Consider the following 22,843-nt stretch of genomic DNA (forward strand, 5'->3'; position numbering starts at 1 on the left):
CTTCCACAACAAGGGGAGAAGGGAAAAATTAGCCTGGCGGAGGGGCGCCTTCGTATTTCGGCAGGCCGTCATCAAGCACCAGCCAAGGCTGCTTCGAGGCCGTGAAAATATGCATTTGCGGCTTGAAAACCGTGGGATCGTCGAGCGAACCGGTGGTGATGCCGATAATGCCTGCGGAATCACGTCGGGAGAACAGCGTTGTGCCGCAGCTCGGGCAAAAGCCGCGCTTGAGATCCGGTGAAGAGCCTATAGTCGCCAGCGGCCCATCGATCGTCACGTCCTCGATGCGAAACAGCACGCGTGCGTTGAAGGCGGCGCCGATCGCCTTCTGGCAAAGCCGGCAGTGGCAGACGCGTTCGTTGATGGGAGCCGCGTCCGCGCGGTAGCGCACCGCCTTGCACAGGCATCCGCCCTCATATCTTGCCATTGTCTGGATCCACTGGTGGGAGAGAATAGGCGCGCAACGTATCGGCGGGGCCGATTGGGTCAATTGAAAAGCTTTGATGCAATGTCATCGCTTGTGCTGATGCGAGTTGGGATGAAGCCATGACGCCGAAAGCCGTCATGGAGCCACGGAATGCCGGCTGCCCGCCAACAGCCGGCGGTTTTGGCGTTCACTCCATTTCGCCGACGACCTCGTCCCAGGTCTTGACCTTGGTCTGGCCGTTTAGGAACGGCAGCGCGGCGGCCGTCAGCTCCGGGGCGAAGAAGACATCGTAGTGGGTGCGGTTGGGCAGGATCACCAGGCGGTTCTGCGACAGGTTCTCGCGCATCCAGCCGGCGTCCTTCAGTCCGCCGCCGAGCATCTGATAGAACTTGATCTCGTGTTCGGGCTTATACATATCGCTGTCGCCATAGACCAGCATGACAGGCATCTTCAGCTTGGCGACATCGGCCGAGTAATCGCGGTTCTGACGCATGAAGCCGCCCAGCGCATCGAGGAGCTTCGGGAACTCCTCCGGATGCGGCGCCACCGCGACGTAGGATTTGTACATCGGCGTGTCCTTCATGAACTCAGCCGCGGCTGCGCTCACCTGTGCCTGCTGCGGACGCATCTCGTCATAGAAGCCGTCCGTGGCGTAGCCGGTCGATACCAGGACGAGGCGGTGCACCGCTTCGGGATGCTGGACGGCCATGCGGAAGGCGACGCCGCCGCCTAGCGAATAGCCCATGACATCGACCTGGCTGTAACCGAGCGCCTTGACGATGGCGGCCATGTCGTCGCCCATCGCCTCCACGGTGAATGGTCGGTCACCCAGCGCGGTGCGGCCGTGACCCTGCAGGTCGACGCCGATGACGGTGCGGTTTTCGGCAAGTTTCGGCAGGATCGGCGCGAACATATCCGTGGTGCCAAGACCACCATGCAGCAGAAGCAGCGGCTCGCCCTTGCCATAGATCGCATAGTAGTAGTTCAGGCCGTTGATCGTCAGAAGGCCGGACTTTTCCGGCTTCGGCAGTGCATTCGTTTCAGTCGTCATGGCAGGTTTTGTCTCCTCTGCATTGGTGATGCCCGGGCAGGCAAGCAGTGCTGCGGCCGAAGCAAAAATGGCGAAAAACAGGGTTTTGAACATATCGATCTCCTCTCCTGTCGATATCAAGGCGTTATGCGGATCAAAGCGTTTTGGCGAGTTCTTCGAGCTGGTCGGCGCACTGTCCCCAGCCCTCGTGGAACCCCATCTTCTCATGCTGTTCGCGGTCGGCGACGCTCCAGTGCCTGACCCGAGCGATGTAGCGGGTCTTGCCGTTGCCCTCGTCCTCGAAGGTCAGCGCGACGGTCATGAACGGCTTTTCCGAAGGCTGCCAAGCCTCAGTGTAGGCGTCGGTGAGGACGATCTTCCTGCCGGCAACGACTTCGAGGAAGACACCTGGGTTGGGGAACTCGTTGCCGTCCGGGCTGGCCATGACGACAAGGCTCGAGCCACCGGCGCGCACATCCATCTCCGCGCGCGGCGTCGTCCACGGTTTTGGAGAGAACCAGCGCGTGATCAGTTTCGGATCGGTCCAGCAGCGATAGACGTTCTCGCGCGGCGCATCGATGATGCGGGCGAGAACCAGTTCGCGGTCGTTGGTGGGGGCGATGTCGAGCTTGGTGGTCATGATGGCGTCCTGCGTTTGATCTGGCTTCCGTCCCAAGGACGAGCCGATGAACCGCAAGCCGACATCGGCCAGCGAAAATTTTGCGACACCGTTTCGATTGACCCGAGGCGTCACTCACCTTCGTCATCCACGGGCGGAGCAGGAACGCAGCTCCGTCGCGGAGACCCGAGGATGACGAAGTGATCGATGGGCCAAAGCCTCAGTGGCGCTTGGCTTGCACCAGATAGGCCTCGATCTCGGTCTCGCCGAGCCACTTTGCCGCTTCCAGCCGGTGCAGGCCTTCGACGAGGATGTGGCGCTTGCCGTCATGGCGGACCTGGATCGGCGTCTTCATGCCGTTTTCCAGAATGTCCTCGGCGAGATGGCGGACGGTCTCGGGATGCAGCGTCTTCTTGCGCGCCGTCGGCACGTAGATCTCGTCGACCTTGACCTTTTGCACTCTGAGCATGCCGACCCCCGTGGCGGAAACGCCGCCAACCCTGAGATAGTCCGTTTGATGGAGGCGGCCAAGGGTGCGGCTAACGAATACGAAGTCCGAAGGCCATTCTCGGTTCGAAGATGCCAGGGACAGCAGATCGTTTGCCTGTCGTCGCGCGTTTCGATATTGCGTCTGCGCGATCGTCGAGGGCCACGGAGCAAATCCCCATGAGCAAATCTCTCGTCACCTTTGTCGGCGTCGCTCATCCCTGGATGTGCGACGTGATGGGGCACGTGAATGTGCGTCACTACGCGGCGATGTTCGATGATGCCAGCTTCCAGCTTCTCGGCCATATCGCCGGACAGGACGACAACCAGGCGTCGCAGATCGGATGGGCCGACGTGCGCACCGAAATCGACTATCGGCATGAAACGAAAGCCGGTGCGCTCATCACCATCCACTCGCATGTCGTGAAGATCGGCCGCACCTCCATCACCTTCGAACAGGTGATGTTGGGCTCGCTCGACGGCATTGTCCGCGCATCGAGCCGGACGACAAGCGTGCGCTTCGACCTTGCCGCGCGCGCCTCGGTCGCTCTGGACGAGCCGATGCGCGACCGCTCTTCGGCCTTCCTGATCGAATAAGCCTGTCTCCGCCCGTCAGCCTATGTAGATGCGGTCCTCGAGGGGCGTGTCGGCAATCAGCATCTGCAGCCCTGACAGCAGCGCCTTCTCGGCGCGGTTCATCACCTTGTCCGGATTGACCAGCAGGAAGATGTCGATGGCCGGCGGCGCGTCATAGGGCGGCAGCCGCCACAGCATTCCATCCGCCACGTCCCGCCGCGCGACGTGCAGCGGCAGCGGCCCAATGCCCAACCCGGCGACGATCATGCGCCGCACCTCTTCCAGGCTCGAGGACACGCCGACGACATCGGCGTTGAGCCGGGCCTCGCTGCGCAACAGCGCGACCGGCCGCAACGCATCCGAGATATGGTCGGTCTGGAACGATACCGAGGGCTCGCCCCGGAGATCGGTCAGCGTCAGCCCGGTTTGCCCGTAAAGCCTGTGCTGCGGCCCACAGAAGAAGCCGAAGAACTCGCGGTAGACCATCGCATATTCCAGCGCCGGATCGCGCTGGCTGACCAGGCAGATGCCGAAGGAAGCACGCCGCTCCCTCACCTGCTTGGCGACTTCGGTGCTTGCTGCGACTGAAATGGTGATGCTGGCGTGCGGGTAGTTGCTGTGGAACTCGGACAGCGCCTGATCAAAGAGCGGCGAGACGACATGGCTTGCCGTCGCGATCATCACATGGCCGGTAACATCGTCGCTGATGCCGCGCATCAGCAGCGGCAACTGCGATATGGTGCCGAACACCTCGACGCTCTGCTCGTAGAGAAGCCGCCCGACCTCGGTCAGTTCGAAGCGCATCGCGTCGCGCTCGACCAGACGCCGGCCCACCCGGTCCTCCAGTCGCCGCAGAGCATTGCTGACGCTGGGTTGCTTGAGGTTCAGTCGCTCCGCAGCTCGCGTGATGCCCTTCACCTCCGCGATGACGACGAATGTCCGCAGAAGGTTCCAGTCGAGATCCCAGACCAGCCGTTCGGGGCGTGGAAGTACCATTCCTGATATCTATGCTCTCTATTCGCATTATCTATTTGCGCAATGATACCGCAAAGGCAATCATTGATGACAGGAAAGCGTCTGCACGCCTCCCAAGAACAAACCTTGCGCGCCATCCAGAGGAGAGGAAATCAGATGAACAGAGTATTTTCCGGCATCGCCGTTGCGGCCCTGCTGCTTGCGTCGACCTTCACTGCCGTTTCGGCCAGGGCCGACGACCTCGAAAAGATCAAGGCGGCGGGCGAGCTGAAGATTTCCATGAGCGGTCAGTATCCGCCCTTCAACTTCGTCAACGACCAGAATGAAGTCGTCGGTTTCGACGCCGATATCGGCAAGGCCATCGCCGAGCGCATCGGTGTCAAGGGCACCATCATCACCACGGCCTGGGACGGCATCATTGCCGGCCTGCTCGCCAACAAATACGACACCGTCGTTGGCTCGATGACGATCACGCCTGAGCGTGAAAAGGTGGTCGATTTCGTCGGGCCTTACTACCACGCCGGCCGCGCCGTTTTCGTCAGCGAGCAGTCGAAAGTGCAGAGCCTCGACGACCTCAAGGGCAAGACCATTGGCGTGACGCTGGGCGAGACGCATGAGAAATGGGCGCGCGAAAAGGGCGGCTGGGATATCCGTACCTACAAGGGCCTGCCGGAACTGCTGCTGGAACTGAGGGCCGGCCGCGTCGACGCGATAGTCGTCGACAACATTCCGGTCATGGTTGCCGTCAAGGAGACGGGCGAGAAGGTCCGCAAGCTCAACACGCCCGATATCGAAGGCGGCGCTGTTGCCATCGGCATCGCCATCCGCAAGGACAATCCGGAGCTCAAGGCTGCGATGCAGAAGGCGCTGGACGACATGCTGGCGGACGGCAGCTACGAAAAGATCTCGATGAAGTGGGTCGGCAGCGACATCCGCTGATCTCTCCTGGCTTCAGGCGAGCAAAGCCGCCTGAAGCCGAGCGTTACTCCTGCTGGACCCTTTCATGGATTTCTCCTTGATGCAGCGCGTCTTCCCGTTCTTCGTGGAGGCCGCCTTGGTGACGATCGAGATCACGGTGTTGGCCCTGATCCTGGGCCTCGCGGCTGCTTCATTGGCCGCGGCCGCCAAGATGTCGAAATCGGCAATCCTGCGGACCATCGGCACGCTCTATGTCAGCCTGTTTCGCGGCACGCCGTGCCTGATCCAGCTCTTCGTGCTCTATTTCGGCGGCCCGCAGATCGGCATCAATCTGGAGCCGTTCGCCGCCGGCGTTATCGGCCTCGGTCTAAACATCGGCGCCTATATGGCGGAATCGATCCGTGGTGCGCTGGTCGCGGTCGACAGGGGCCAGACGGAGGCCGCCCGCACAATAGGCTTCAGCCGTTTCCAGACCTTGCGCAAGGTCGTGCTGCCGCAGGCCGCACGGCTGATGATCCGGCCGCTCGGGGTCAATACGGTTGCTTTGTTGAAGGGATCAGCACTTGTGTCGACCATTTCAGTCGTCGAACTGACCTACACCGCCCAGCGCTTCATCGGCTCCACCTACAAGCCGTTCGAGATATTCGGCGTTGCAGCCCTGCTCTACATGATCATGGTCTACGCGGTTGCGCGGATCGTCGACCTGCTCGACAAACGCTTCGCCATCGTCTGACCGGAGAGCACGATGCAAGGTTTGGATTTCACCGTCGTCGCGCCCTACTGGGACCTTCTGTTGATTGGTGCCTGGTGGACGGCGGTGCTAACGGTCTCGGCGGGCGCACTCAGCTTCGTCGGCGGCATCCTGTTCGCGGTCATCGTGCTCTACGCTCCGAAGATCGTCGCCTATCCCGTGCGCGCCCTCATGTGGGTGTTCATGGGTACGCCGCTGCTGTTGCAGCTGTTCCTGATCTATTTTGGCCTGGTGCAGATCGGCATCGACATTCCTGCCCTTGCCGCCGGCATTGTTGGGCTCGGCCTGCACTTTGCCGTCTACAATGCCGACATCATCCGCGCCGGCATCGTCGCCGTCGATGTCGGCCAGACGGAGGGTGCGCGCAGCATCGGCTTCGGCAAGTGGCAGACGCTGCGCCATGTCGTGATACCGCAAGCCATCCGCAACACGGCACCACCGATCGGCGGCAATCTGATCGCGCTGTTGAAGGAATCCTCGATCGTCTCGGTCATCGGCATCGCCGAGTTGGTCCATTCGGCCCAGCTGGCGATCAGCGAAACGTTCCGCCCGTTCGAGTTCTACATCACCGCAGCGGCGCTTTATTACATTCTCAATCTTGTGCTCGAGGCGGCTTTGCGTCGGTTTGAAAGACATGTGGAGGTTTCCCGATGAGCCCGCAGCGGCCAATGGTCGAGGTTCGCGGCGCGCGCAAATCGTTTGGCGCCGTCGAGGTTCTCAAAGGCATAGGCCTGTCGGTCGATCGCGGGCAGATCGTCGCCATCATCGGCCCGAGTGGCTCCGGCAAGAGCACGCTGCTGCGCTCCATCAACCATTTGGAATCCCTGGACTCCGGTGAAGTCTGGCTCGACGGCGTGCAGGTCAACCAGAAGCTGCACGGCCATGCCTTCGAGCGGCACATCAACAAGGCGCGCCAGCAGATGGGCATGGTGTTTCAGCACTTCAATCTGTTCCCGCATCTGACCGTGATCGAGAACATTTCCATGGGACCGATCATCCTCAAAGGCATGACCAAAAGTGACGCGCATGCGCTGGCGCATAGCCTCTTGTCCAAGGTCGGACTCGCCGACAAGATCGACGCCTACCCCTCGCGGCTCTCGGGCGGCCAGAAGCAGCGTGTGGCCATTGCCCGTGCGCTGGCGATGCAGCCCAAGGTGATGCTGTTCGACGAAGCCACCTCGGCGCTCGATCCGGAACTGGTCGACGAGGTCAATGCGGTGATGAAACAGCTTGCCGCCGAACACATGACCATGCTCATCGTAACGCATGAGATGCGCTTTGCCGGCGAAGTGGCCGACAGGGTGCTGTTCATGGATGGCGGCGTGATCGTCGAGGAAGGCCCGCCCGGCGACATGTTCCGCGCGCCGCAGAAGGACCGCACGCGCAGCTTCCTCAAGAAATATCTTTCCGCCTGAGGATGACCATGAACAGCCCAAACACGGAATTCCCCGATTTCGGACTGACGCCGGAGCAGCGCCGCCACGCGGTGCGCGGCCATTACTACGAATGGCCTGGCATGGATGGCGAGCGCGGCGAGATCTGGTGCTACAGCGACCGGTTTTCCTATCGCGCCGGCGAAACGGTGGCTTTGCATGTCAGTTCGACAGCTGCGACGTTCGGCATCACAATCACCCGAGATGGCGGCAGCGAAAACAAAGTATTCGAGAAATCGGGCATCGCGGCACGCTGGCAGGACACACCCGACCAGTGTTCGGCTGAAGGCTGCGGTTGGGAAGCCTCGTTTGAATTCCGTGTAGAGAACGACTGGCCGTCCGGCGCCTATCGGGTCACGCTGACCGCCGACGGGCTCGACGGCAAGCCGATCCAATGCCACCATATTTTCATCGTCTGCCCGCAGCCGGGCCGCAAACCTGGCCGCGTGCTCCAGGTGGCGGCGACAGGCACATGGCTGGCCTACAACACCTGGGGCGGCTCCAACCACTATCAGGGCATCACCGGGCCGGATCGCAACCAGTATTCGCCCATCGTCTCGACGCAGCGCCCCTGGTGCCGTGGCTTCGTCGTGCTGCCCAAGGATGCGCCGCGTGTGCCGCTGGAGGTCGCTGTGCCGCCGAAGACCGTGCCGCGCTATCCGCACATGGAGTGGGCGCTCGCCACCGGCCATTCGAAGAAATACGCTTCGTCCGGCTGGGCCAGCTACGACAGCCATTTTTTCCGCTTCGCCGAGCGGGCCGGCTATCAAGTCGATCTCGCCAGCCAGCATGATCTGCATTTTTCGCCGGAAATTCTCGACGGCTATGACTGCGCCGTGTTCGTCGGCCATGACGAATACTGGACCTGGGAAATGCGCGATGCCGTCGACGCCTATGTGACCCGCGGCGGCCATGCGGCGCGCTTTGCCGGCAATTTCATGTGGCAGACGCGGTTCGAAGACGAGGGCCGCCGGCAGGTCTGCTACAAATATCGCTCGCGTGCCGAAGATCCGGCCTATCTCCCAGACGGCGACGTCACCCGTGCCACCAATTCCTGGGAGGCGCCGGAAATTGGCCGGCCGGGTTCGGCGACCTTCGGGCTCAACGCGACGCGCGGTGTCTATGCCGGCTGGGGCGGCTGTGCACCGCGCGGCGTGCGTGGTTTCCCGGTCTACCGGCCCGAGCATTGGGCCTTCGCCGGCACCGGCATCTACTATGGCGACCTGCTGGGCGCCGACAGCCATGTCTATGGCTATGAGGTCGACGGGCTCGACTTCGAGATACGCGGCGGCCTGCCCTACCCGACTGCGACCAGCGGCGCGCCAGATGGCCTGCAGGTTCTCGCCGTCGGCATGGCCTCCCAGGTCGAGGAAAGCGCCGATATCCCGATCGAGGACCAGTTCCTCACCGACGAAGACGGCCGCTTCACCGCCGAAACGCTGTTTGGCGAGGCGAGCGACGCCAATCTGGAAAAGGTCAAACGCGGCAACGGCATGATCGTCAATTTCCCGCGCGGCAAGGGCGAGGTGTTCCATGCCGGAAGCTGCGAATGGGTCGCCGGCCTGCTAAGACAGGACCCGATGGTCGAACGCGTCACGAAAAATGTCCTCGATCGTTACCTCGGAAAGTCCTGACATGTCGAAAGTCCAATCCGCCGTTCAAGAAACCGAAGCCCGGCGAGACTCGCATCTGTTCTATCTGTCCAGCCTGCGCCGGCCGCTGATCGACCGCGCCGAAGGCATCTACATGTGGACGCAGGACGGCCGCCGCTTCATCGATGGCTCGAGCGGCCCGATGGTGGCCAATATCGGCCATTCCAATCGCAATGTGCTCGACGCCATGAAGCGGCAGATGGACCGCGCCACCTTCGCCTATCGGCTGCATTTCGAGAACGAGCCGGCGGAGGAGTTGGCGCGGGAGTTGGCCGGCAAGCTGCCGGAGGGCATGGACCGCATCTTCTTCGTCTCCGGTGGCTCGGAGGCGACGGAATCCTGCATCAAGCTGGCGCGGCAATGGGCGGTCGCCACCGGCCAGGCCGGCCGCTGGAAGGTGATCACGCGCTTCCCCTCCTATCATGGCGGCACGCTGGGTTCGCTCTCGATCACCGGCGACGATGCGCTGGCCGAAACGTTCGAGCCGATGATGCGGGTGATGCCAACCGTGCCGGCGCCGAATGCCTGGCGCGACCGCGACAATCTCTCGATTGAGCAGCGCGGCATCCGCTATGCCGACATGCTGGAGGAGAAGATTCTTGCGGAAGGTCCAGACAGCGTGGTTGCCTTCATCATGGAGCCGATCGGCGGTGCGGCGACCGCGGCGCTGGTGGCGCCGGACAGTTATTATCCACGCATCCGCGAGATCTGCGACCGCTACGGCATCCTGCTCATCCACGACGAAGTCATGAGCGGTGCCGGCCGCACCGGCAAATTCCTCGGCGGCGATCACTGGAACTGCAAGCCAGACATCGTCGCCTTGTCGAAGGGGCTGGGCTCCGGATATGCGCCGCTTGGCGCACTCGCCGCACCGATGCGGCTGGTGCAGCCGTTGCTCGCCTCCGGCGGCTTCCAGCACGGCCACACCTATGCCGGCAATCCGCTGGCCTGTGCCGCCGGCCTGGCTGTGCTCGGCGAAATGGACCGGCTCGACCTGATCGCCAATGCGGCAGCCATGGGCGATGTGCTGATGGACGGGCTTAAAGGCCTGGCGAAGCGGTTTCCGTTCCTTGCCGACGTGCGTGGCAAGGGCCTGCTCACCGGCGCCCAGATGGTCGCCGATCCCGAGACCCTAAAACCGATCGACCAGAACAAGAAAGCCACGCAGCGGCTGCTCGACCTCGCCTATGAACGCGGGCTGATCATCTATGGCCGCAGGGTCAAGGGCGGCGTCGACGGCGACAATTTCATGGTCGCGCCACCGATGATCGTCACGGCCGAGCAGGTCGGCGAGATCATCTCCATCATCGGTGACTCGCTGGAGGTTCTGGCCGCCGAGCTCGACCTGCCGGTCGGAGGGTAAAAGCATGGCCTCGCGAAAAGTCATCATCACCTGCGCCGTCACCGGCTCGGTGCACACGCCGTCCATGTCGCCCTATCTGCCGGTGACGCCGGACCAGATCGCCGCAGACGCGATCGCGGCGGCGGAAGCCGGCGCCTCGATCCTGCATCTGCACGCCCGCGACCCCAGAGATGGCCGCCCGACCGCCGATCCGGACGTCTACATGCAGTTCCTGCCGCGCATCAAGCAGGCGACCGATGCGGTGATCAACATCACCACCGGCGGCTCGTCGCTGATGACGCTGGACCAGCGGCTGGCAGCCCCTTTGCGGGCCGAACCAGAAATGTGCTCGCTCAACATGGGTTCGATGAATTTCGCGCTGTTCCCGATGCTCGACAAGCCAAGGGAATGGCAGCACGAATGGGAGCCGAAGCTGCTCGAAGCGACGCGGGACACGATCTTCAAGAACACCTTCGCCGATATGGAAGGGGTGCTGGAAAGACTGGGAAAGGGCTGCGGCACGCGCTTCGAATTCGAATGCTACGATGTCGGCCATCTCTATTCGCTGGCGCATTTTCGCGATCGGGGGTTGGTGTCGGGACCGCTGTTCATCCAATTCGTCCTTGGCATATTGGGCGGCATCGGCGCCGACCCGGACAATCTCGTCCACATGAAGCGGATCGCCGACAAATTGTTCGGCGACAGCTACCAGTTCTCGGTGCTCGCCGCCGGCCGCCAGCAGATGCCGCTGATCTCAATTGCAGCAGCCATGGGCGGCAATGTCCGTGTCGGGCTGGAGGACAGTCTCTATGACGGCCGCCAGCTGGCGAAATCCAATGCCGATCAGGTGCGCCGTATCCGTGGCATTCTCGACGGGCTGTCGCTGGAGGTTGCAACGCCCACCGAAGCGCGCGACATGCTGGCGCTCAAGGGCGGCGACCGGGTGGCGTTTTGAGATGCTGATCTGAGATGAACCTGCAATGATTGCCTCGCCCAAAATCCGCCTCCGCCCCGGCCGAGTGGAAGACGTCGAAACCATCCACGCCGCGATCCTGAAACTCGGCACGCATATCGGTGCGCCCGAGGAGATCATTTCGACAGCAGATGATTTGCGCACCTACGGCTTTGGTGAAAAGCCCGCTTTCTCCACCCTGATCGCCGAAGTGGGCGGCGAGTTTGCCGGCCTTTGCCTGCATTTCCCGATCTTTTCGACATGGATGGGGCGGCCTGGCGTCTATGTGCAGGACCTCTATGTCGAGGATCGTTTTCGCGGCCGCAAGATCGGCGAGCGGCTGCTGCGGCGTGTTGCGGCGCAGTGCCGGAAGGAAGGCGGCGTCTATCTCCGGCTGTCCGTCGACACCGACAATGAAGGGGCCAAGGCCTTCTACGAGAGGCTGGGCATCGCCTGGTCGAGCTACGAACAGACCCAAAAAATCATCGGCGAGGCCTTCTTTGCTTTCGCCGACGCGCCGGAAAACGGGGATCAGGAATGAAAGCCTTCTATGCCGAGGAACAGAAGCGCCACGACCCCAGGGCCTTTCTTTCGAGCGGCGCGGCACAGCCCAATCCGGAAAAGCCGGAGCGCATCGAGAGATTGTTAGTCGGCGCACTATCTGCGGGTTGCACGATCGAGCGACCTCGGGATCATGGGCTCGGCCCGGCCGCGGCGGTGCACACGCCGGAATATCTGGATTTCCTCGAGCATATCTACGCGCGCTGGCAGCGCATCGAGGGCGCTTCGGCCGAAGTGATCCCCAACATCCATCCGATTGCGCGCAATGGCTCCTATCCGGCCTCGGCGGTCGGCCAGGCCGGCTATCACATGGCCGACACCGCCTGCCCGATCTCGGGCGAGACATGGCAGAGCGCGCTATGGAGCGCCTGGAGCGCGGTCGATGCGGCCGAGGCGGTGATATCAGGCGCACCGGCCGCCTACGCGCTGTGCCGCCCTCCCGGCCACCATGCCTTTGCCGATGTCGCCGGCGGCTTCTGTTTCATCAACAATTCGGCCGTCGCCGCGCAGGTTCTGCGTAAACAGGCCGCACGGGTGGCGATCCTCGATGTCGACCTGCATCACGGCAACGGCACGCAAGGCATCTTCTATGCACGGCCTGATGTCCTGACCGTCTCGCTGCATGCCGATCCGGTGCGCTTCTATCCGTTCTTCTGGGGCCATGCCGACGAGCGCGGCGAAGGGCCCGGCCTCGGCTACAATTTCAACCTGCCGCTGCCGCGCAAATCCGCCGACGCGGCGTTTCTCGAAGCGCTCGAGGTGGCCTTCCAGCGTATCCGTGCCTTTTCGCCCGACGCGCTCGTTGTGGCGCTCGGCCTCGACGCGTTCGAGGGCGATCCGTTCGGCGGACTTTCGGTGACGACGCCTGGCTTCTCGCGCATCGGCGAGGCCATCGCAAAGCTCGGCCTACCGACGGTCATCGTCCAGGAGGGCGGCTACCTCTGCGACGAACTCGGCGACAATCTCACCGCCTTCCTCACTGGTTTCGGCGGCAAGATGCGGTGAATGCTCAAGCCAGCGTCAGGAGCGCTGCTGCCTGAGCATGGCGATGACCCGATGCACACTTTCCAGCGTTTCGTCGATTTCGGCTGCCGTGTTGTAGTGAGCAATGCCGATGCGCACGACGCCATGCTCGGCTGGAATGCCGAGCTGGTGGACGATCTCCCAGGCGTAGTTGTGACCGGACCACAGGAAGATTTTTTCGGCGTTCATCAGCCGTACGATCGTCTCGGGCACGATGCCATCGACGGTGAAGGAAACCGTCGGCACGCGATCGCCGAGCCGCTTCGGATCGGTGATGCCGTGGACGGTCAGGCCCTCGATATCGGACAGGCCGTCGATCAGTTGTTGCGCCAGCGGGTTTTCGTACGCGATCGAAGCCGCGAACGCCTTGGCGATCTTCTGCCTTCTTGAACCGCCCTCGCCCGCCGCCGCGCCAAGGTCGGCAAAGTAGTCGACCGCGGCGGTGAGGCCGGCCATCAGCTCGATCTGCGGCGTGCCGAGTTCGAACCGCTCCGGCAGACCGTTGGAAGAGCAGCGGCATTTGTAGGGCTCCAGCGTCTCGATGACATCACGGCGGCCCCACAATATGCCCATATGCGGGCCGAAGAATTTGTAGGCCGAGCAGATCAGGAAATCGCAGCCGAGCTCCTGCACGTCGATCAGCCCGTGCGGCGCGAATTGGACGGCATCGACATAGACCAGCGCACCGGCATTCCTGGCTATCGCAGTCAGCGCCTTCACCCGGTTGATCGAACCGGTCAAATTGCTGGCGTAGTTCAACGCGACCAGCCGTGTCTTCTCCGAAAGCAAGCCAGCCAGCGTCGCCTCCTCGACCTGCCAGCTGGTTTCGTCGAACGGCAGCCAGCGCACGACGAGGCCGTGATCCTCGGCCAGTTGCAGCCAGGGCGAGACGTTGCCCTCATGGTCCATGCGGGTGAGGATGATCTCGTCACCGGGCTGCATCGTGCGGCCGAGCGTGCGCGAGATGTGGTAGGTCAGCGTCGTCATGTTGGCGCCGATGACGATTTCCTCAGGGCTTGCGGCGCCGAGGAAATCGGCCATGGCCTCATGTGCCTCATCGACGACGGCCTGCGCGGCAATCGTCGTTTCGAAGTAGCCGCCAAGGTTCGCATTGGTGGTCAAGAGACAGCGCGATACCGCATCCGCCACTGCCTGTGGCACCTGCGTGCCGGCAGGGTTGTCGAGATAGATGCGGCGGCGGCCCTTGTCGGTCAGAGAGAGAGCGGGAAATTTCCCCCGGATAGCCTCGATCGGAAAATTCATTGCCGCCCTTCTCCCATTGTAATCGTTGGATATTCGGCCAGCAATCCCCGTTCAAGGACAGGGATTGCCGACCCGCTGGTGGATCGCATCCACCGCCTTCTGCATTTCGTCGGTCCAGACGACGTCGACGGAAGACAGCGCCATATCGAGCTGCGCAACGGTCGTCGCGCCGACGATGTTCGAGGTTACGAACGGCCGGCTCGAGACAAAGGCGTTGGCAAACAGTGCCGGCTCCAGGCCAAAGGAGCGCGCCAGCTCATTGTATTCGAGTTGTGCCTCGGCGGCACCTGGCGTCTCGTAGCGCTGGCCGCGATTGAACAGCTGAGTGCGCGAGCCCTGAGGCCGCGCGCCGTGGTCGTACTTGCCGGTGAGATAGCCCTGCGCCAGCGGCGAATAGGGCAGCAGCGACACCTGCTCGCGCTCGCAGACCTCGGCGAGATTCACCTCGAAGGTGCGGTTGACGAGATTGTAGGCGTTCTGGATCGACGCGACGCGCGGGCCGATACCCTTGTCGGCTTCGGCAAGGAACCGCATCACGCCCCAGGAACTCTCGTTCGACAGGCCGAAATGCCGGATCTTTCCTGCCTTCACCAATTCGTCAAACACGGCAAGCGTCTCGGCGATCGGCGTTTCGCCGGCCGGTGCGCCGACGGAATCGGCGCGCGGCGACACGGCGCCGACGCGCGTCGGGTTGGCGCCCCAGGGGATATCCCGCTCCGGCCAGTGGATCTGATAGAGGTCGATGTAGTCGGTGCCGAGCTTGGTCAGCGACTTGTCGATGGCGTCAAAGATATCGGCGCGCACCAGTTGCGACGGCCTGTCGCCGCGAAACCAGCTGTTGGCCGTGCGGCCGACGACCTTCGAGGCCAAGATCACCTTGTCGCGGTTGCCCTTGGCCTTCATCCAGCTGCCGATGATCTTTTCGGTCCGCCCCTGCGTCTCCGCCTTGGGCGGGATCGGATAGAGCTCGGCGGTGTCGATGAAATTGACGCCGCGCGAGAAAGCCAGGTCCATCTGGGCGTGGCCTTCGGCCTCGGTGTTCTGCTGGCCCCAGGTCATGGAGCCCAGGCAGATCTGGGTAACAAGAAGATCGGTCCGACCGAGACGGCGTTTGTGCATGGAATTCGGCTCCGGAGGAAGGCTGGCGCGACTGCGCGGAGGAGCCGCATCTATAGGCAAAGCAGAGCCGCTCTCCAAGCCTCGCCAGGCCGACTTTTGCGTGAACCAGCCGGGTTAGCGGCGAGCACCGGCCAGTGCACGACGCTTGGCCTCGTCGATCAGCATGTTGGCCACTTGCATGCGGATCATGGCGCGCTGGCGCAAATGTGGGGCGACGCGGTCGGGATGGTTGGCAAAGGCAAAGCTGCGGCGCATACGGCCGAAATCGGCGACCTGCTTGGGCTGATTGAGGCCGAGTTCGACGGCGATGGCTTCGGGATCGATCGGCGGCAGTTTTTCCTCGGGCTTTGGCTCTTCGCCGGCGAGAACGAGCTTGGCATGATCGAGCAAAGCGGCGAATTCGGTCGCCAGATCCGCGCCCGCCTCGCGATATTCGGCAGCGGAAACCTTGATGCGGCCGGAATGGAGTTCATCGGCCACCGAAAGATAGTCGAACGGGATCGATGGACGAGCGCCGGCCGCTTCGCCCTCGCCATTCTTGTCGGGGGCGATGAAGAGGTCGTCGAGCAACGAAGCGAAATCCCGCTTGGCGCCAGTAGCGATGTCAGCCTCCCCCTCGCCCGACCATTCGGGTATCGAAGCATAGAACCGGCTCGTTAAAAATGCATGGCACCGATCTCAACGAATTTAGCCGTCGCCTCGTGGCAGCCATGCAGCCAGCATTCGAGGCTACGATGCGCGTCAGCAAAAGTTTCACCCGGTTGCGGAAAATGGCGAAAAAATTCGCCAAGACATGGCAGGTATGCAAATGCTGCACTGCACAATTGTCACGATTCACCTATATTGGCAGCCGTGGAGGACCAATTTGGGGCTTGAATCATGGGTTTCTTCACTGAAATGTTCGCCCGGCCTCGGCCGCAGGAACATCTGAGATACCGCTCGGCGCTCGCGCTGCTTCATTCGATGAGCAATGCCGACCGCGCCGACATCGGGATCAAGCCGGCCGACTTCCCCCGCATCGCCCGCGAAATGTCCGTTCGCTAGCTGCATCCGGTGTTCAGGATGTCCCGGATCGGTCCGGGACACCTCCAAAAACTCAATTCCTTAGCGCGATCCCAGGAATGTCGCTTTGCCCAACGGTACGCCATTGTGGCGAAGGATGTCGTAAGCCGTGGTGAGATGGAAATAGAAGTTGGGCATGGCCACATGCAGCAGATACTGCAGGCCGGGCATCGAGCTTTCGCGTCCACCAAGCTTCAGCTCGATGATCTTGTCATCGGAGCCGTTGAATTCGGCAGCCGAAAATGTCGCGAGAAGGTCGAGCGTCTTCGTGATGCGAGCCTGGACATCGGCAAAACTCGCCTCATTGTCCTCGTATTTCGGCACTTCGCGGCCGGCGAGCCGTGACGGCGCGCCCTTGGCATGATCGGTGGCGATCTGCACCTGCCTGGTCAAGGCGAACATGTCCGGCGCCAGCCGCGCCGTCAGAAAAACCTGCGGGTCTATCTTGCGGTCCAGCGCATTCTGTTCGGCGGTCGCAAGCACATTGGAAAGCGCTTTCAGCCTGGCCGAAAACACCGGCACGGATGCCTCATACATCGATATCGTCACGTCAAATCTCCTGCCCGGCCCAGCGCCGGCGGACGCGACGTAGCGCCTTCGTGCAGGATTTTTCAAGGCCGCCGACGCCGCGTCACCACGTTGCCGCAATCGCCGTCGTAGAATCCTCTTATCGAGCGGAGGTTCCCGATGAGATGCGCCCTTTTCGCAGCGACTGCCTTTCTCTCCCTGGCCCCGATCGGTCAAACGACCTTGGCAGCCGAAGATGCCCGCGAAACGCCCTATGTCGACGACCGGTCGAGCGCCGATGCTGTTGTGCGTTCGCTCTACAGCGCCATCAGCCGGCACGAATTCGCTCGCGCCTGGGGGTATTTCGGCGATACAAAACCGGCAAAGGATTTCGACAGTTTCGTCAAGGGCTATGACGGCACCGACAAGGTCGAGGTCTTGACCGGGGCGGTTTCCGACGAAGGTGCGGCCGGCAGCATTTTCTACAACGTGCCCGTCGCCATCCGCGCCACCGACAAGAGCGGCGGCGAAAAGGTTTTTGCCGGCTGCTACACGCTGCGCCAGGTGAATGCCCAGATCCAGGCGGAGCCACCCTTCGATCCGATCCACATCGAGAAGGGGGCACTGAAACCCTCCACCGCCGATTTCGAGGAGGCGCTGCCGCCAAGCTGCGGCGACGGGCCGCCGCCACCGAAGAAGGACACTGCGCTGGAGCAGGCAAAGAAGGCGTTTCTGGCAACCTATGGCGGCCAGTGCGACAAACAGTTCCTGGCCGACGAGCCGACGGTCTTTTCAATCAAATACAAGGACAAGGATGCGCAGCCCGGCGACCCCGACAAGGAGACGCGGCTGTTCCATTTTTCCTGCTCGGCCGCCGCCTACAATGAAAGCTCGGTCTATTATATGACCGACGAGATATCGGCCGTGCAGCAATTGCAATTCGCCGAACCCAAGATGGACATCCGCTACGAGAACAATGACAGCAACGGCAAATTGCTGGGCATGAGCATCGTCGGTTTCCAGACGTCCGGCTGGGCGGTCAATTCCGACTATGACGAGGCCACCCAGACGATCACCACGTTCAACAAGTGGCGCGGGGTCGGCGATGCTTCCGACGCCGGCACGTATCTGTTCCGCAACGGCAATTTCTCGCTGGTCCAGTACGACGTCGATGCATCATATGACGGCGAGCAAAATCCCGAGACTGTCGTCGACTACAACACTGCGCCTTGAGCGTCACACGGGCTTGCAGGCTGTGTCGATCAGGGCGACTTCGATAGCATCCAGTTGAGCGTGCCGCGCCAGTCGGTCATGCGGATCGGGGTGCCATGGGTGCCGGTCTCGAAACGAACGAAACGGGTCGGGTAAGTCTTCGATTTGGCCAGGATCGAGCGAAAGAATGCCTCCTGATTTGCCACTGGGAAGACCACGTCGTGACTGCCCTGGCCGAAAAAGACCGGCACACGGCGCTTGAATGCTGGGCTGGTGAAAAAGCTCTCATCCCACAGCGAGCCGAGCAGCAGCAGGCCGTTGATGCGGCCGCCCATGTCCTTGCGCGCGGCCAGCTTCCAGCACAGCGCGCCGCCCATCGAGCCGCAGGCGACGAAGATCTTCGCGCCTGGCGACTGTTCGGCATAATGACCGATCAGCGCCGCCACCTGCGCCGCTCCCGTATCGCCGAAATCGGGGAAATCAGGACTGAGATAGAGGCCGCCATTGCCGGCCATCAGGTTCTTGAGCCGGTTGAAATTGCCGCCGAAAGTGAAGTCGTCGACACCCTGCTTGCGGCTGCCGCCCTGCCCGTGCAGGTAAAGCACGATGATGCCGGCGCCCTCGGTCTTGCCGACGGCGACATGCCTGACATCGCCGGCATCGGTCTTCAGCAACAGATCCTGCTGCACCTTGCGCACGCTGGGGTCGGTATATTGGGCGTTCACCCGCCGCTCGGGCACCTGGTCACGCTGGTTGATGTCGCGCATCTCACGGTAGTCGATGACCGTGTAGGCGCCGTTGATGTCGGACGACAGCGTGGGCGGATAGGCGAAGAGATCGTCCTTGAAGGGTTTTAGGGACAGCGCCTGACTTTGCGCGGCCGAAGACAGCAACGCGGTCGCGACTGCAAAGGCACAGAAAATTTGGCAGCGAATAGACATGCCCAAGGCATGCGTAATTCGGCTTGGGTTTGTCAATCCTGCAGCACGCCGCCGGCGCCTTCCAGCGCCTCGCGCGTGTCGACATCGACAGACGCCGCGGCGCCGATCTCGACATCGATGACATCGAGCCCTTCGGTCTCGACCAGATGGCGTGCGCCGGTGTCGCCTTCGAGATGGGCGATTGCCGGAAACAGCGAACGCGGCAACAGCACCGGATTGCCACGCTTGCCGTCATGCGAAGCGCGGACCACCGCATTGCCGCCGGCCTTGCGGAACGCATCGATCAATCTGTCGAGATCATCGGACGTGATATCAGGCATGTCGCCGAGAACGATCATCACACCGGCGGCGTCTTCCGGCAGATAGGCAATGCCGGCCTTCAGCGAAGTGGACAGGCCCTCGGTAAAATCGGGATTGTGGGCGAAGGTCACGTCGAGGCCCGCCAGCGCAGCGCGCACCCGCTCGCGCTGGTGGCCGGTGACGACGACAGTGCTGGATGCCTTCGAGCCAAGCGCCCGCTCGGCGGTGCGGTACACCAGCGGCTTGCCGTCGAACAGCGCCAGCAGCTTGTTCGGCCCGCCCATGCGGCTCGACCGGCCGGCCGCCAGCAACACGATGCCGACCTTGAGCTGAGATTTGGCCGGCAGCGGTTCGCGCGGCTGCGGCCGTGTCGGGATTTCCATCAACAGCCCGCCGACCCCCATGGCGGCAATATCCCTGGCGGTCACGTCGAGACCAGCGATCAACCGGTCCAGCACCCAGTCGAAGCCGTTCTCCTTGGGACTGCGGGCGCAGCCGGGCGCGCCGATGACGTGCTTGCCACCGAGCGTACCGAGCACCAGAAGATTGCCGGGATCGACCGGCATGCCGGCGCGGACGACGGTACCACCCGCTTTCTCGATCGCCGCGGGAATGACATCGGCGAAATCGCTCATCGCCGAGGCGCCGAAGATCACCACCATGTCATTGTCGGGCACCAGGGAAGCCGTGGCCTCCGCCACCGGCGCGATCTCATGCGGCGTGCGGCGCTCGGCCGTCAGCCTGCCCCCGGTGCGCGCCAGTCGCGCTTCGGTGACGCGCAGCGTCTTGTCGAGCACGGAAGGCTTGATGCCCGGCAAAACCGTCTGGATGACGCCGACACGCACGGGCCGGTAGGCATTGACGGCAAAGATCTCGCCTGCGGCGCAGATTTCTGTCGCAGCGTCGACCAGCGCCGAACTGACCGCGAAGGGAATGATCTTCACCGTCGCGACCATCTGGCCTTTCTCGACCGGCGCATGCTGCGCCAGCGTGGCGATGGTGATGGCGGGATCGATGGCATTGATGGCGTCGATGGCAGCGGCATCGACCGTGAAGATGCCTGGCGCCTTGGCATGGAGGTTGACCCGCCCGGTCGCGGCAGGCTTGGCCTCGATGCCGCGAAAGGCCATGCTCCCGGCAATCGTTTGCGCGGCCGCATCCTCGCCGAGGTCGTCCTCAGCCAGCACAGCCGCAACGACCTCGGAAACACCGGCAGCCCGCAGCAGCGCCACATCTTCGGCGCTCAGCCTGTGCGCCTTGCGGAAGCGGCGTTCACCAGCGGTGGTGGAGTGCGCCAGCACCGCCCCTTCCGCCGTCTCGATCGGGATCGGGCCAAATTTCACGCCGCAGCGCCCTTGGCATCGAGACCGCGCGAGCGGAAGGCGTTGATGGCCTGTGCGAGAACGGCAACGGCGATCTCGGCCGGGCTCGCAGCACCAATATCGAGGCCGATCGGCGCATGGATACGGGCGATCTGGTCGGCGCTCGCGCCCAGCGCCAGCAAACGTTCGACACGCTTGGCATGCGTCTTCCTGCTGCCGAGCGCTCCGACATAGAAACAGTTGGCGTCTAATGCTGCCTTCAGGGCGAAATCATCGACCTTCGGATCATGGGTGACGGCGGCAAGTGCGGTGTAGCTGTCCAGCGGCTGACGCTTCAGCACATCCTCCGGCCATTCGGCGTGAAGCGCCACATCGGGAAAGCGGTCTGGCGTGGCGAAGGCGGTGCGGGGGTCGATGATCTCCACGGGATAGCCGGCGATCTTCGCCATCGGCGCCAGCGCCTGGCTGATATGGACAGCGCCAATCACGACCAGACGCGGCTGCGGCAGATGCGCGTTGAGAAAGAAGGTTCGCCCCTCTGCTTCGACCGAACCGGAGTTGCCTGTGCGGAACGCCCTGGCGATCGCGGCGCCGAGATCGCCGGCAACCTGATCGCCCTCGCGCACGACCCGGTCGCGGCCATCACCGAGATCAGTGACCAGGATCGCCGCGCGGCGAGCGCGTCGTTCTGCGTTCAGTGTTTTCAGTGCATAGGGATCCATTCGAGATCAGCCCAGTCTTTCCACATACACCTTGATGCGACCGCCACAGGACAAGCCGACCTGCCATGCGGTTTCATCGGCAACACCGAACTCCAGCATCCTGGCCTTGCCGCCGTCGATGACGTCGATGGCCTCGCTGACCACAGCGCCTTCGACGCAGCCGCCCGAGACGGAGCCGTGGAAATTGCCGTCGGCGTCGATGACCAGATGGCTGCCTACAGGTCGGGGCGCCGACCCCCAGGTCTCGACCACTGTCGCGATGGCCACGTCCTTGCCGTCCTTCATCCAGCCCTCCGCAATGATCAGCGGGTCGCGGGCCTCATCCAGATAAATGCTGTTTTCCATGACCGTTTCTCCAGAAGTCTGTTTTTCTCGGGATCTGTTTTCCGGATGGGAAAGATATGGTTATGCGGCGTGCCTCGCGCCAGCTTCCAGCCATCGGCGCGGATCGACGGATTGTGCCGACTTCTTGTCCAATGACGCGCAGAGATCGGCGAGCGCATCGAGATTGTGCACCGAGCGGAACTCGTCGACATGCGGCAGCATCGCCTTGACGCCACGGGCGCGCGCCTGAAAACCGTCAAAACGCAGCAACGGGTTAAGCCAGATCAGCCGCCGGCAGGATTTGTGCAGGCGCTCCATCTCCTCCGACAGGCCGGCGACATCGTCGCGCTCCAGCCCGTCGGTGATCAGAAGCACGACCGCCCCCTGCCCCAGCACGCGGCGCGACCATATCAGGTTGAACTCGGCCAGCGTGTCGCCGATGCGCGTGCCGCCCGACCAGTCCCTGACCGCCGCCGAACAGTCGGCCAGGGCTGCATCCGGGTCGCGATGGCGCATCTGCCGGGTCAGATTGGTCAGCCTGGTACCGAAGACGAAGGTGTGCACGCGACGCCTTTTTTCCGTCAGCGCATGCAGGAAATGCAGGAAGATCCGCGTGTACTGGCTCATCGAGCCGGAAATGTCCGCCAGCACGACCAGCGGCGGATGAACCTCGCGGGCTGAGCGGAATTTCGGCAGGATCAGTTCGCCGCCGGTGCGCGCGGCCGAACGCATCATGGCGCGCGGATCGATGCGACGGCCATGCGCATCGGCCTTGAAGCGCCGCGTCCGCACCATGTCGAAAGGCAACCGCAGCTGCGCGATCGCCTTCTTGGCGTCGGCCATTTCGGCGGCGTTCATCTGGGCAAAGTCCTTGGCCCGCAGCACCTCGTTGCCGGAGAAGGTGAAGCGGGCGTCGACTTCGATCTCGGGGATTTCTTGGCGCGGCTGGTTCTTCTGATGGCCTTCGAACATAGCCTGGCTGACGCGGTTCTCCGCAGCACGGGGCTTCTGCTTTTCCCTGTTGTCCGGTGCGACCGGCGAAAACATCGCCAGCATCTTTTCGATCAGCTCGCGCGATTTCCAGAACAGCCGGAAGGCTTCGTCGAAAATGGCGTGATCCTCATGCCTGGACACCAGCACGGCGTGCAGCGTCCAGTAGAAATCGTCGCGCGAACCGATGCCGGCGGCGAGCACCGCCTCGATGGCGTCCTTGACCGAAGCCGGCCCGACCCGCATGCCGGCCTTGCGCAAGGTGCGGGCAAAATAGACGATGTTGTCGGCGATCCGCCCGTGCGGCATGGCCTCTTTAGGTTCGGGGCGCAACAT

The 22,843-nt window shown here is 62.8% G+C and carries 26 protein-coding genes; 12 read left to right on the forward strand and 14 right to left on the reverse strand.

Features of this window, described 5'->3' with window-relative positions; all coding sequences use genetic code 11:
- Positions 1 to 28 precede the first annotated feature (28 nt).
- The 4 genes from M729_RS0120120 to M729_RS0120140 all read right to left on the reverse strand — a co-directional run bounded on the left by M729_RS0120120 (position 29) and on the right by M729_RS0120140 (position 2,545).
- Positions 29 to 427, reverse strand: a complete 399-nt coding sequence (locus tag M729_RS0120120; protein ID WP_013532088.1) for a GFA family protein — start codon at positions 425 to 427, stop codon at positions 29 to 31.
- A 187-nt stretch (positions 428 to 614) separates the two neighbouring features.
- Complete coding sequence (locus M729_RS0120130) at positions 615 to 1,571, reverse strand: alpha/beta hydrolase (protein WP_027162633.1); 957 nt, start codon at positions 1,569 to 1,571, stop codon at positions 615 to 617.
- A 40-nt stretch (positions 1,572 to 1,611) separates the two neighbouring features.
- Positions 1,612 to 2,097 (reverse strand): SRPBCC family protein, encoded by a 486-nt coding sequence (locus tag M729_RS0120135; protein WP_024504356.1) that lies wholly within the window; start codon positions 2,095 to 2,097, stop codon positions 1,612 to 1,614.
- A 199-nt stretch (positions 2,098 to 2,296) separates the two neighbouring features.
- A complete protein-coding gene (locus M729_RS0120140) occupies positions 2,297 to 2,545 on the reverse strand; it encodes a ParB N-terminal domain-containing protein (RefSeq protein ID WP_013532091.1) in 249 nt (82 codons plus the stop codon).
- 197 nt (positions 2,546 to 2,742) lie between these two features.
- On the opposite strand from M729_RS0120140, the gene M729_RS0120145 reads away from it, so the two are divergent.
- Positions 2,743 to 3,159, forward strand: coding sequence for an acyl-CoA thioesterase (locus M729_RS0120145; RefSeq protein ID WP_027162634.1), 417 nt, complete (start codon positions 2,743 to 2,745; stop codon positions 3,157 to 3,159).
- Positions 3,160 to 3,174: 15 nt separating this feature from the next.
- Here M729_RS0120145 and M729_RS0120150 read toward each other — a convergent pair whose 3' ends face one another.
- Positions 3,175 to 4,134 (reverse strand): LysR family transcriptional regulator, encoded by a 960-nt coding sequence (locus M729_RS0120150; protein WP_027162635.1) that lies wholly within the window; start codon positions 4,132 to 4,134, stop codon positions 3,175 to 3,177.
- 135 nt (positions 4,135 to 4,269) lie between these two features.
- Between M729_RS0120150 and M729_RS0120155 the strand changes: the two genes are divergently transcribed.
- The 9 genes from M729_RS0120155 (at position 4,270) to M729_RS0120195 (ending at position 12,727) form a co-directional block, all read left to right on the forward strand.
- The gene (locus M729_RS0120155; RefSeq protein WP_024504354.1) at positions 4,270 to 5,052 is read left to right on the forward strand and encodes an ABC transporter substrate-binding protein; all 783 of its coding nucleotides are present in this window, start codon (positions 4,270 to 4,272) and stop codon (positions 5,050 to 5,052) included.
- A 64-nt stretch (positions 5,053 to 5,116) separates the two neighbouring features.
- A complete protein-coding gene (locus M729_RS0120160; RefSeq protein WP_024504353.1) occupies positions 5,117 to 5,764 on the forward strand; it encodes an amino acid ABC transporter permease in 648 nt (215 codons plus the stop codon).
- 12 nt (positions 5,765 to 5,776) lie between these two features.
- Positions 5,777 to 6,436, forward strand: coding sequence for an amino acid ABC transporter permease (locus tag M729_RS0120165; RefSeq protein WP_013532096.1), 660 nt, complete (start codon positions 5,777 to 5,779; stop codon positions 6,434 to 6,436).
- Positions 6,433 to 7,197: an amino acid ABC transporter ATP-binding protein gene (locus M729_RS0120170; RefSeq protein WP_027162636.1), complete on the forward strand. Its 765-nt coding sequence runs from the start codon at positions 6,433 to 6,435 to the stop codon at positions 7,195 to 7,197. The genes M729_RS0120165 and M729_RS0120170 overlap by 4 nt, the downstream gene beginning before the upstream one ends.
- Positions 7,198 to 7,205: 8 nt before the next feature.
- A complete protein-coding gene (locus M729_RS0120175) occupies positions 7,206 to 8,849 on the forward strand; it encodes a N,N-dimethylformamidase beta subunit family domain-containing protein (RefSeq protein ID WP_027162637.1) in 1,644 nt (547 codons plus the stop codon).
- Position 8,850: 1 nt separating this feature from the next.
- Positions 8,851 to 10,230 (forward strand): aspartate aminotransferase family protein, encoded by a 1,380-nt coding sequence (locus tag M729_RS0120180; RefSeq protein WP_027162638.1) that lies wholly within the window; start codon positions 8,851 to 8,853, stop codon positions 10,228 to 10,230.
- A 4-nt stretch (positions 10,231 to 10,234) separates the two neighbouring features.
- Positions 10,235 to 11,164 carry a 3-keto-5-aminohexanoate cleavage protein gene (locus M729_RS0120185; RefSeq protein WP_027162639.1) on the forward strand — a complete coding sequence of 310 codons (930 nt, stop codon included), beginning with the start codon at positions 10,235 to 10,237 and terminating at the stop codon, positions 11,162 to 11,164.
- A 25-nt stretch (positions 11,165 to 11,189) separates the two neighbouring features.
- Positions 11,190 to 11,702 carry a GNAT family N-acetyltransferase gene (locus tag M729_RS0120190; protein WP_013532101.1) on the forward strand — a complete coding sequence of 171 codons (513 nt, stop codon included), beginning with the start codon at positions 11,190 to 11,192 and terminating at the stop codon, positions 11,700 to 11,702.
- Entirely contained in the window at positions 11,699 to 12,727 is a 1,029-nt protein-coding gene (locus M729_RS0120195) for a histone deacetylase family protein (RefSeq protein WP_027162640.1), read from the forward strand. The genes M729_RS0120190 and M729_RS0120195 overlap by 4 nt, the downstream gene beginning before the upstream one ends.
- A 15-nt stretch (positions 12,728 to 12,742) precedes the next feature.
- Here the strand turns inward: M729_RS0120195 and M729_RS0120200 are convergent, their stop codons facing one another.
- The 3 genes from M729_RS0120200 to M729_RS0120210 form a co-directional block, all read right to left on the reverse strand.
- Positions 12,743 to 14,008, reverse strand: coding sequence for a cysteine desulfurase-like protein (locus M729_RS0120200; RefSeq protein ID WP_027162641.1), 1,266 nt, complete (start codon positions 14,006 to 14,008; stop codon positions 12,743 to 12,745).
- 51 nt (positions 14,009 to 14,059) lie between these two features.
- Positions 14,060 to 15,127 carry an aldo/keto reductase gene (locus tag M729_RS0120205; protein ID WP_027162642.1) on the reverse strand — a complete coding sequence of 356 codons (1,068 nt, stop codon included), beginning with the start codon at positions 15,125 to 15,127 and terminating at the stop codon, positions 14,060 to 14,062.
- Between the two features lie 114 nt (positions 15,128 to 15,241).
- Positions 15,242 to 15,697, reverse strand: a complete 456-nt coding sequence (locus tag M729_RS0120210; RefSeq protein WP_013532105.1) for a hypothetical protein — start codon at positions 15,695 to 15,697, stop codon at positions 15,242 to 15,244.
- Between the two features lie 309 nt (positions 15,698 to 16,006).
- On the opposite strand from M729_RS0120210, the gene M729_RS1000000137430 reads away from it, so the two are divergent.
- A complete protein-coding gene (locus M729_RS1000000137430; RefSeq protein ID WP_023706483.1) occupies positions 16,007 to 16,171 on the forward strand; it encodes a hypothetical protein in 165 nt (54 codons plus the stop codon).
- A 60-nt stretch (positions 16,172 to 16,231) separates the two neighbouring features.
- Here M729_RS1000000137430 and M729_RS0120220 read toward each other — a convergent pair whose 3' ends face one another.
- Positions 16,232 to 16,738, reverse strand: a complete 507-nt coding sequence (locus M729_RS0120220; RefSeq protein WP_027162644.1) for a DUF1993 family protein — start codon at positions 16,736 to 16,738, stop codon at positions 16,232 to 16,234.
- 138 nt (positions 16,739 to 16,876) lie between these two features.
- Here M729_RS0120220 and M729_RS0120225 point away from each other — a divergent pair, with 138 nt between their 5' ends.
- Entirely contained in the window at positions 16,877 to 17,929 is a 1,053-nt protein-coding gene (locus M729_RS0120225; RefSeq protein WP_027162645.1) for a DUF1176 domain-containing protein, read from the forward strand.
- 29 nt (positions 17,930 to 17,958) lie between these two features.
- Here the strand turns inward: M729_RS0120225 and M729_RS0120230 are convergent, their stop codons facing one another.
- Genes M729_RS0120230 through M729_RS0120250 form a run of 5 tightly spaced genes read right to left on the reverse strand, consistent with a single transcriptional unit; the run spans position 17,959 to position 22,843 of the window.
- A complete protein-coding gene (locus tag M729_RS0120230) occupies positions 17,959 to 18,849 on the reverse strand; it encodes an alpha/beta fold hydrolase (protein ID WP_050596300.1) in 891 nt (296 codons plus the stop codon).
- 32 nt (positions 18,850 to 18,881) lie between these two features.
- Positions 18,882 to 20,492 carry a molybdopterin-binding/glycosyltransferase family 2 protein gene (locus M729_RS0120235; RefSeq protein WP_027162647.1) on the reverse strand — a complete coding sequence of 537 codons (1,611 nt, stop codon included), beginning with the start codon at positions 20,490 to 20,492 and terminating at the stop codon, positions 18,882 to 18,884.
- Positions 20,489 to 21,193 (reverse strand): XdhC family protein, encoded by a 705-nt coding sequence (locus M729_RS0120240; protein ID WP_027162648.1) that lies wholly within the window; start codon positions 21,191 to 21,193, stop codon positions 20,489 to 20,491. Before M729_RS0120240 ends, M729_RS0120235 begins: the two co-directional genes overlap by 4 nt.
- Before the next feature lie 6 nt (positions 21,194 to 21,199).
- Positions 21,200 to 21,538 (reverse strand): XdhC family protein, encoded by a 339-nt coding sequence (locus M729_RS0120245; protein WP_027036960.1) that lies wholly within the window; start codon positions 21,536 to 21,538, stop codon positions 21,200 to 21,202.
- A gap of 60 nt (positions 21,539 to 21,598) precedes the next feature.
- Entirely contained in the window at positions 21,599 to 22,843 is a 1,245-nt protein-coding gene (locus M729_RS0120250) for a VWA domain-containing protein (RefSeq protein ID WP_027162649.1), read from the reverse strand.

It is taken from the genome of Mesorhizobium sp. WSM1293, assembly GCF_000513875.1.
Classification (GTDB): Bacteria; Pseudomonadota; Alphaproteobacteria; order Rhizobiales; family Rhizobiaceae; genus Mesorhizobium; species Mesorhizobium ciceri.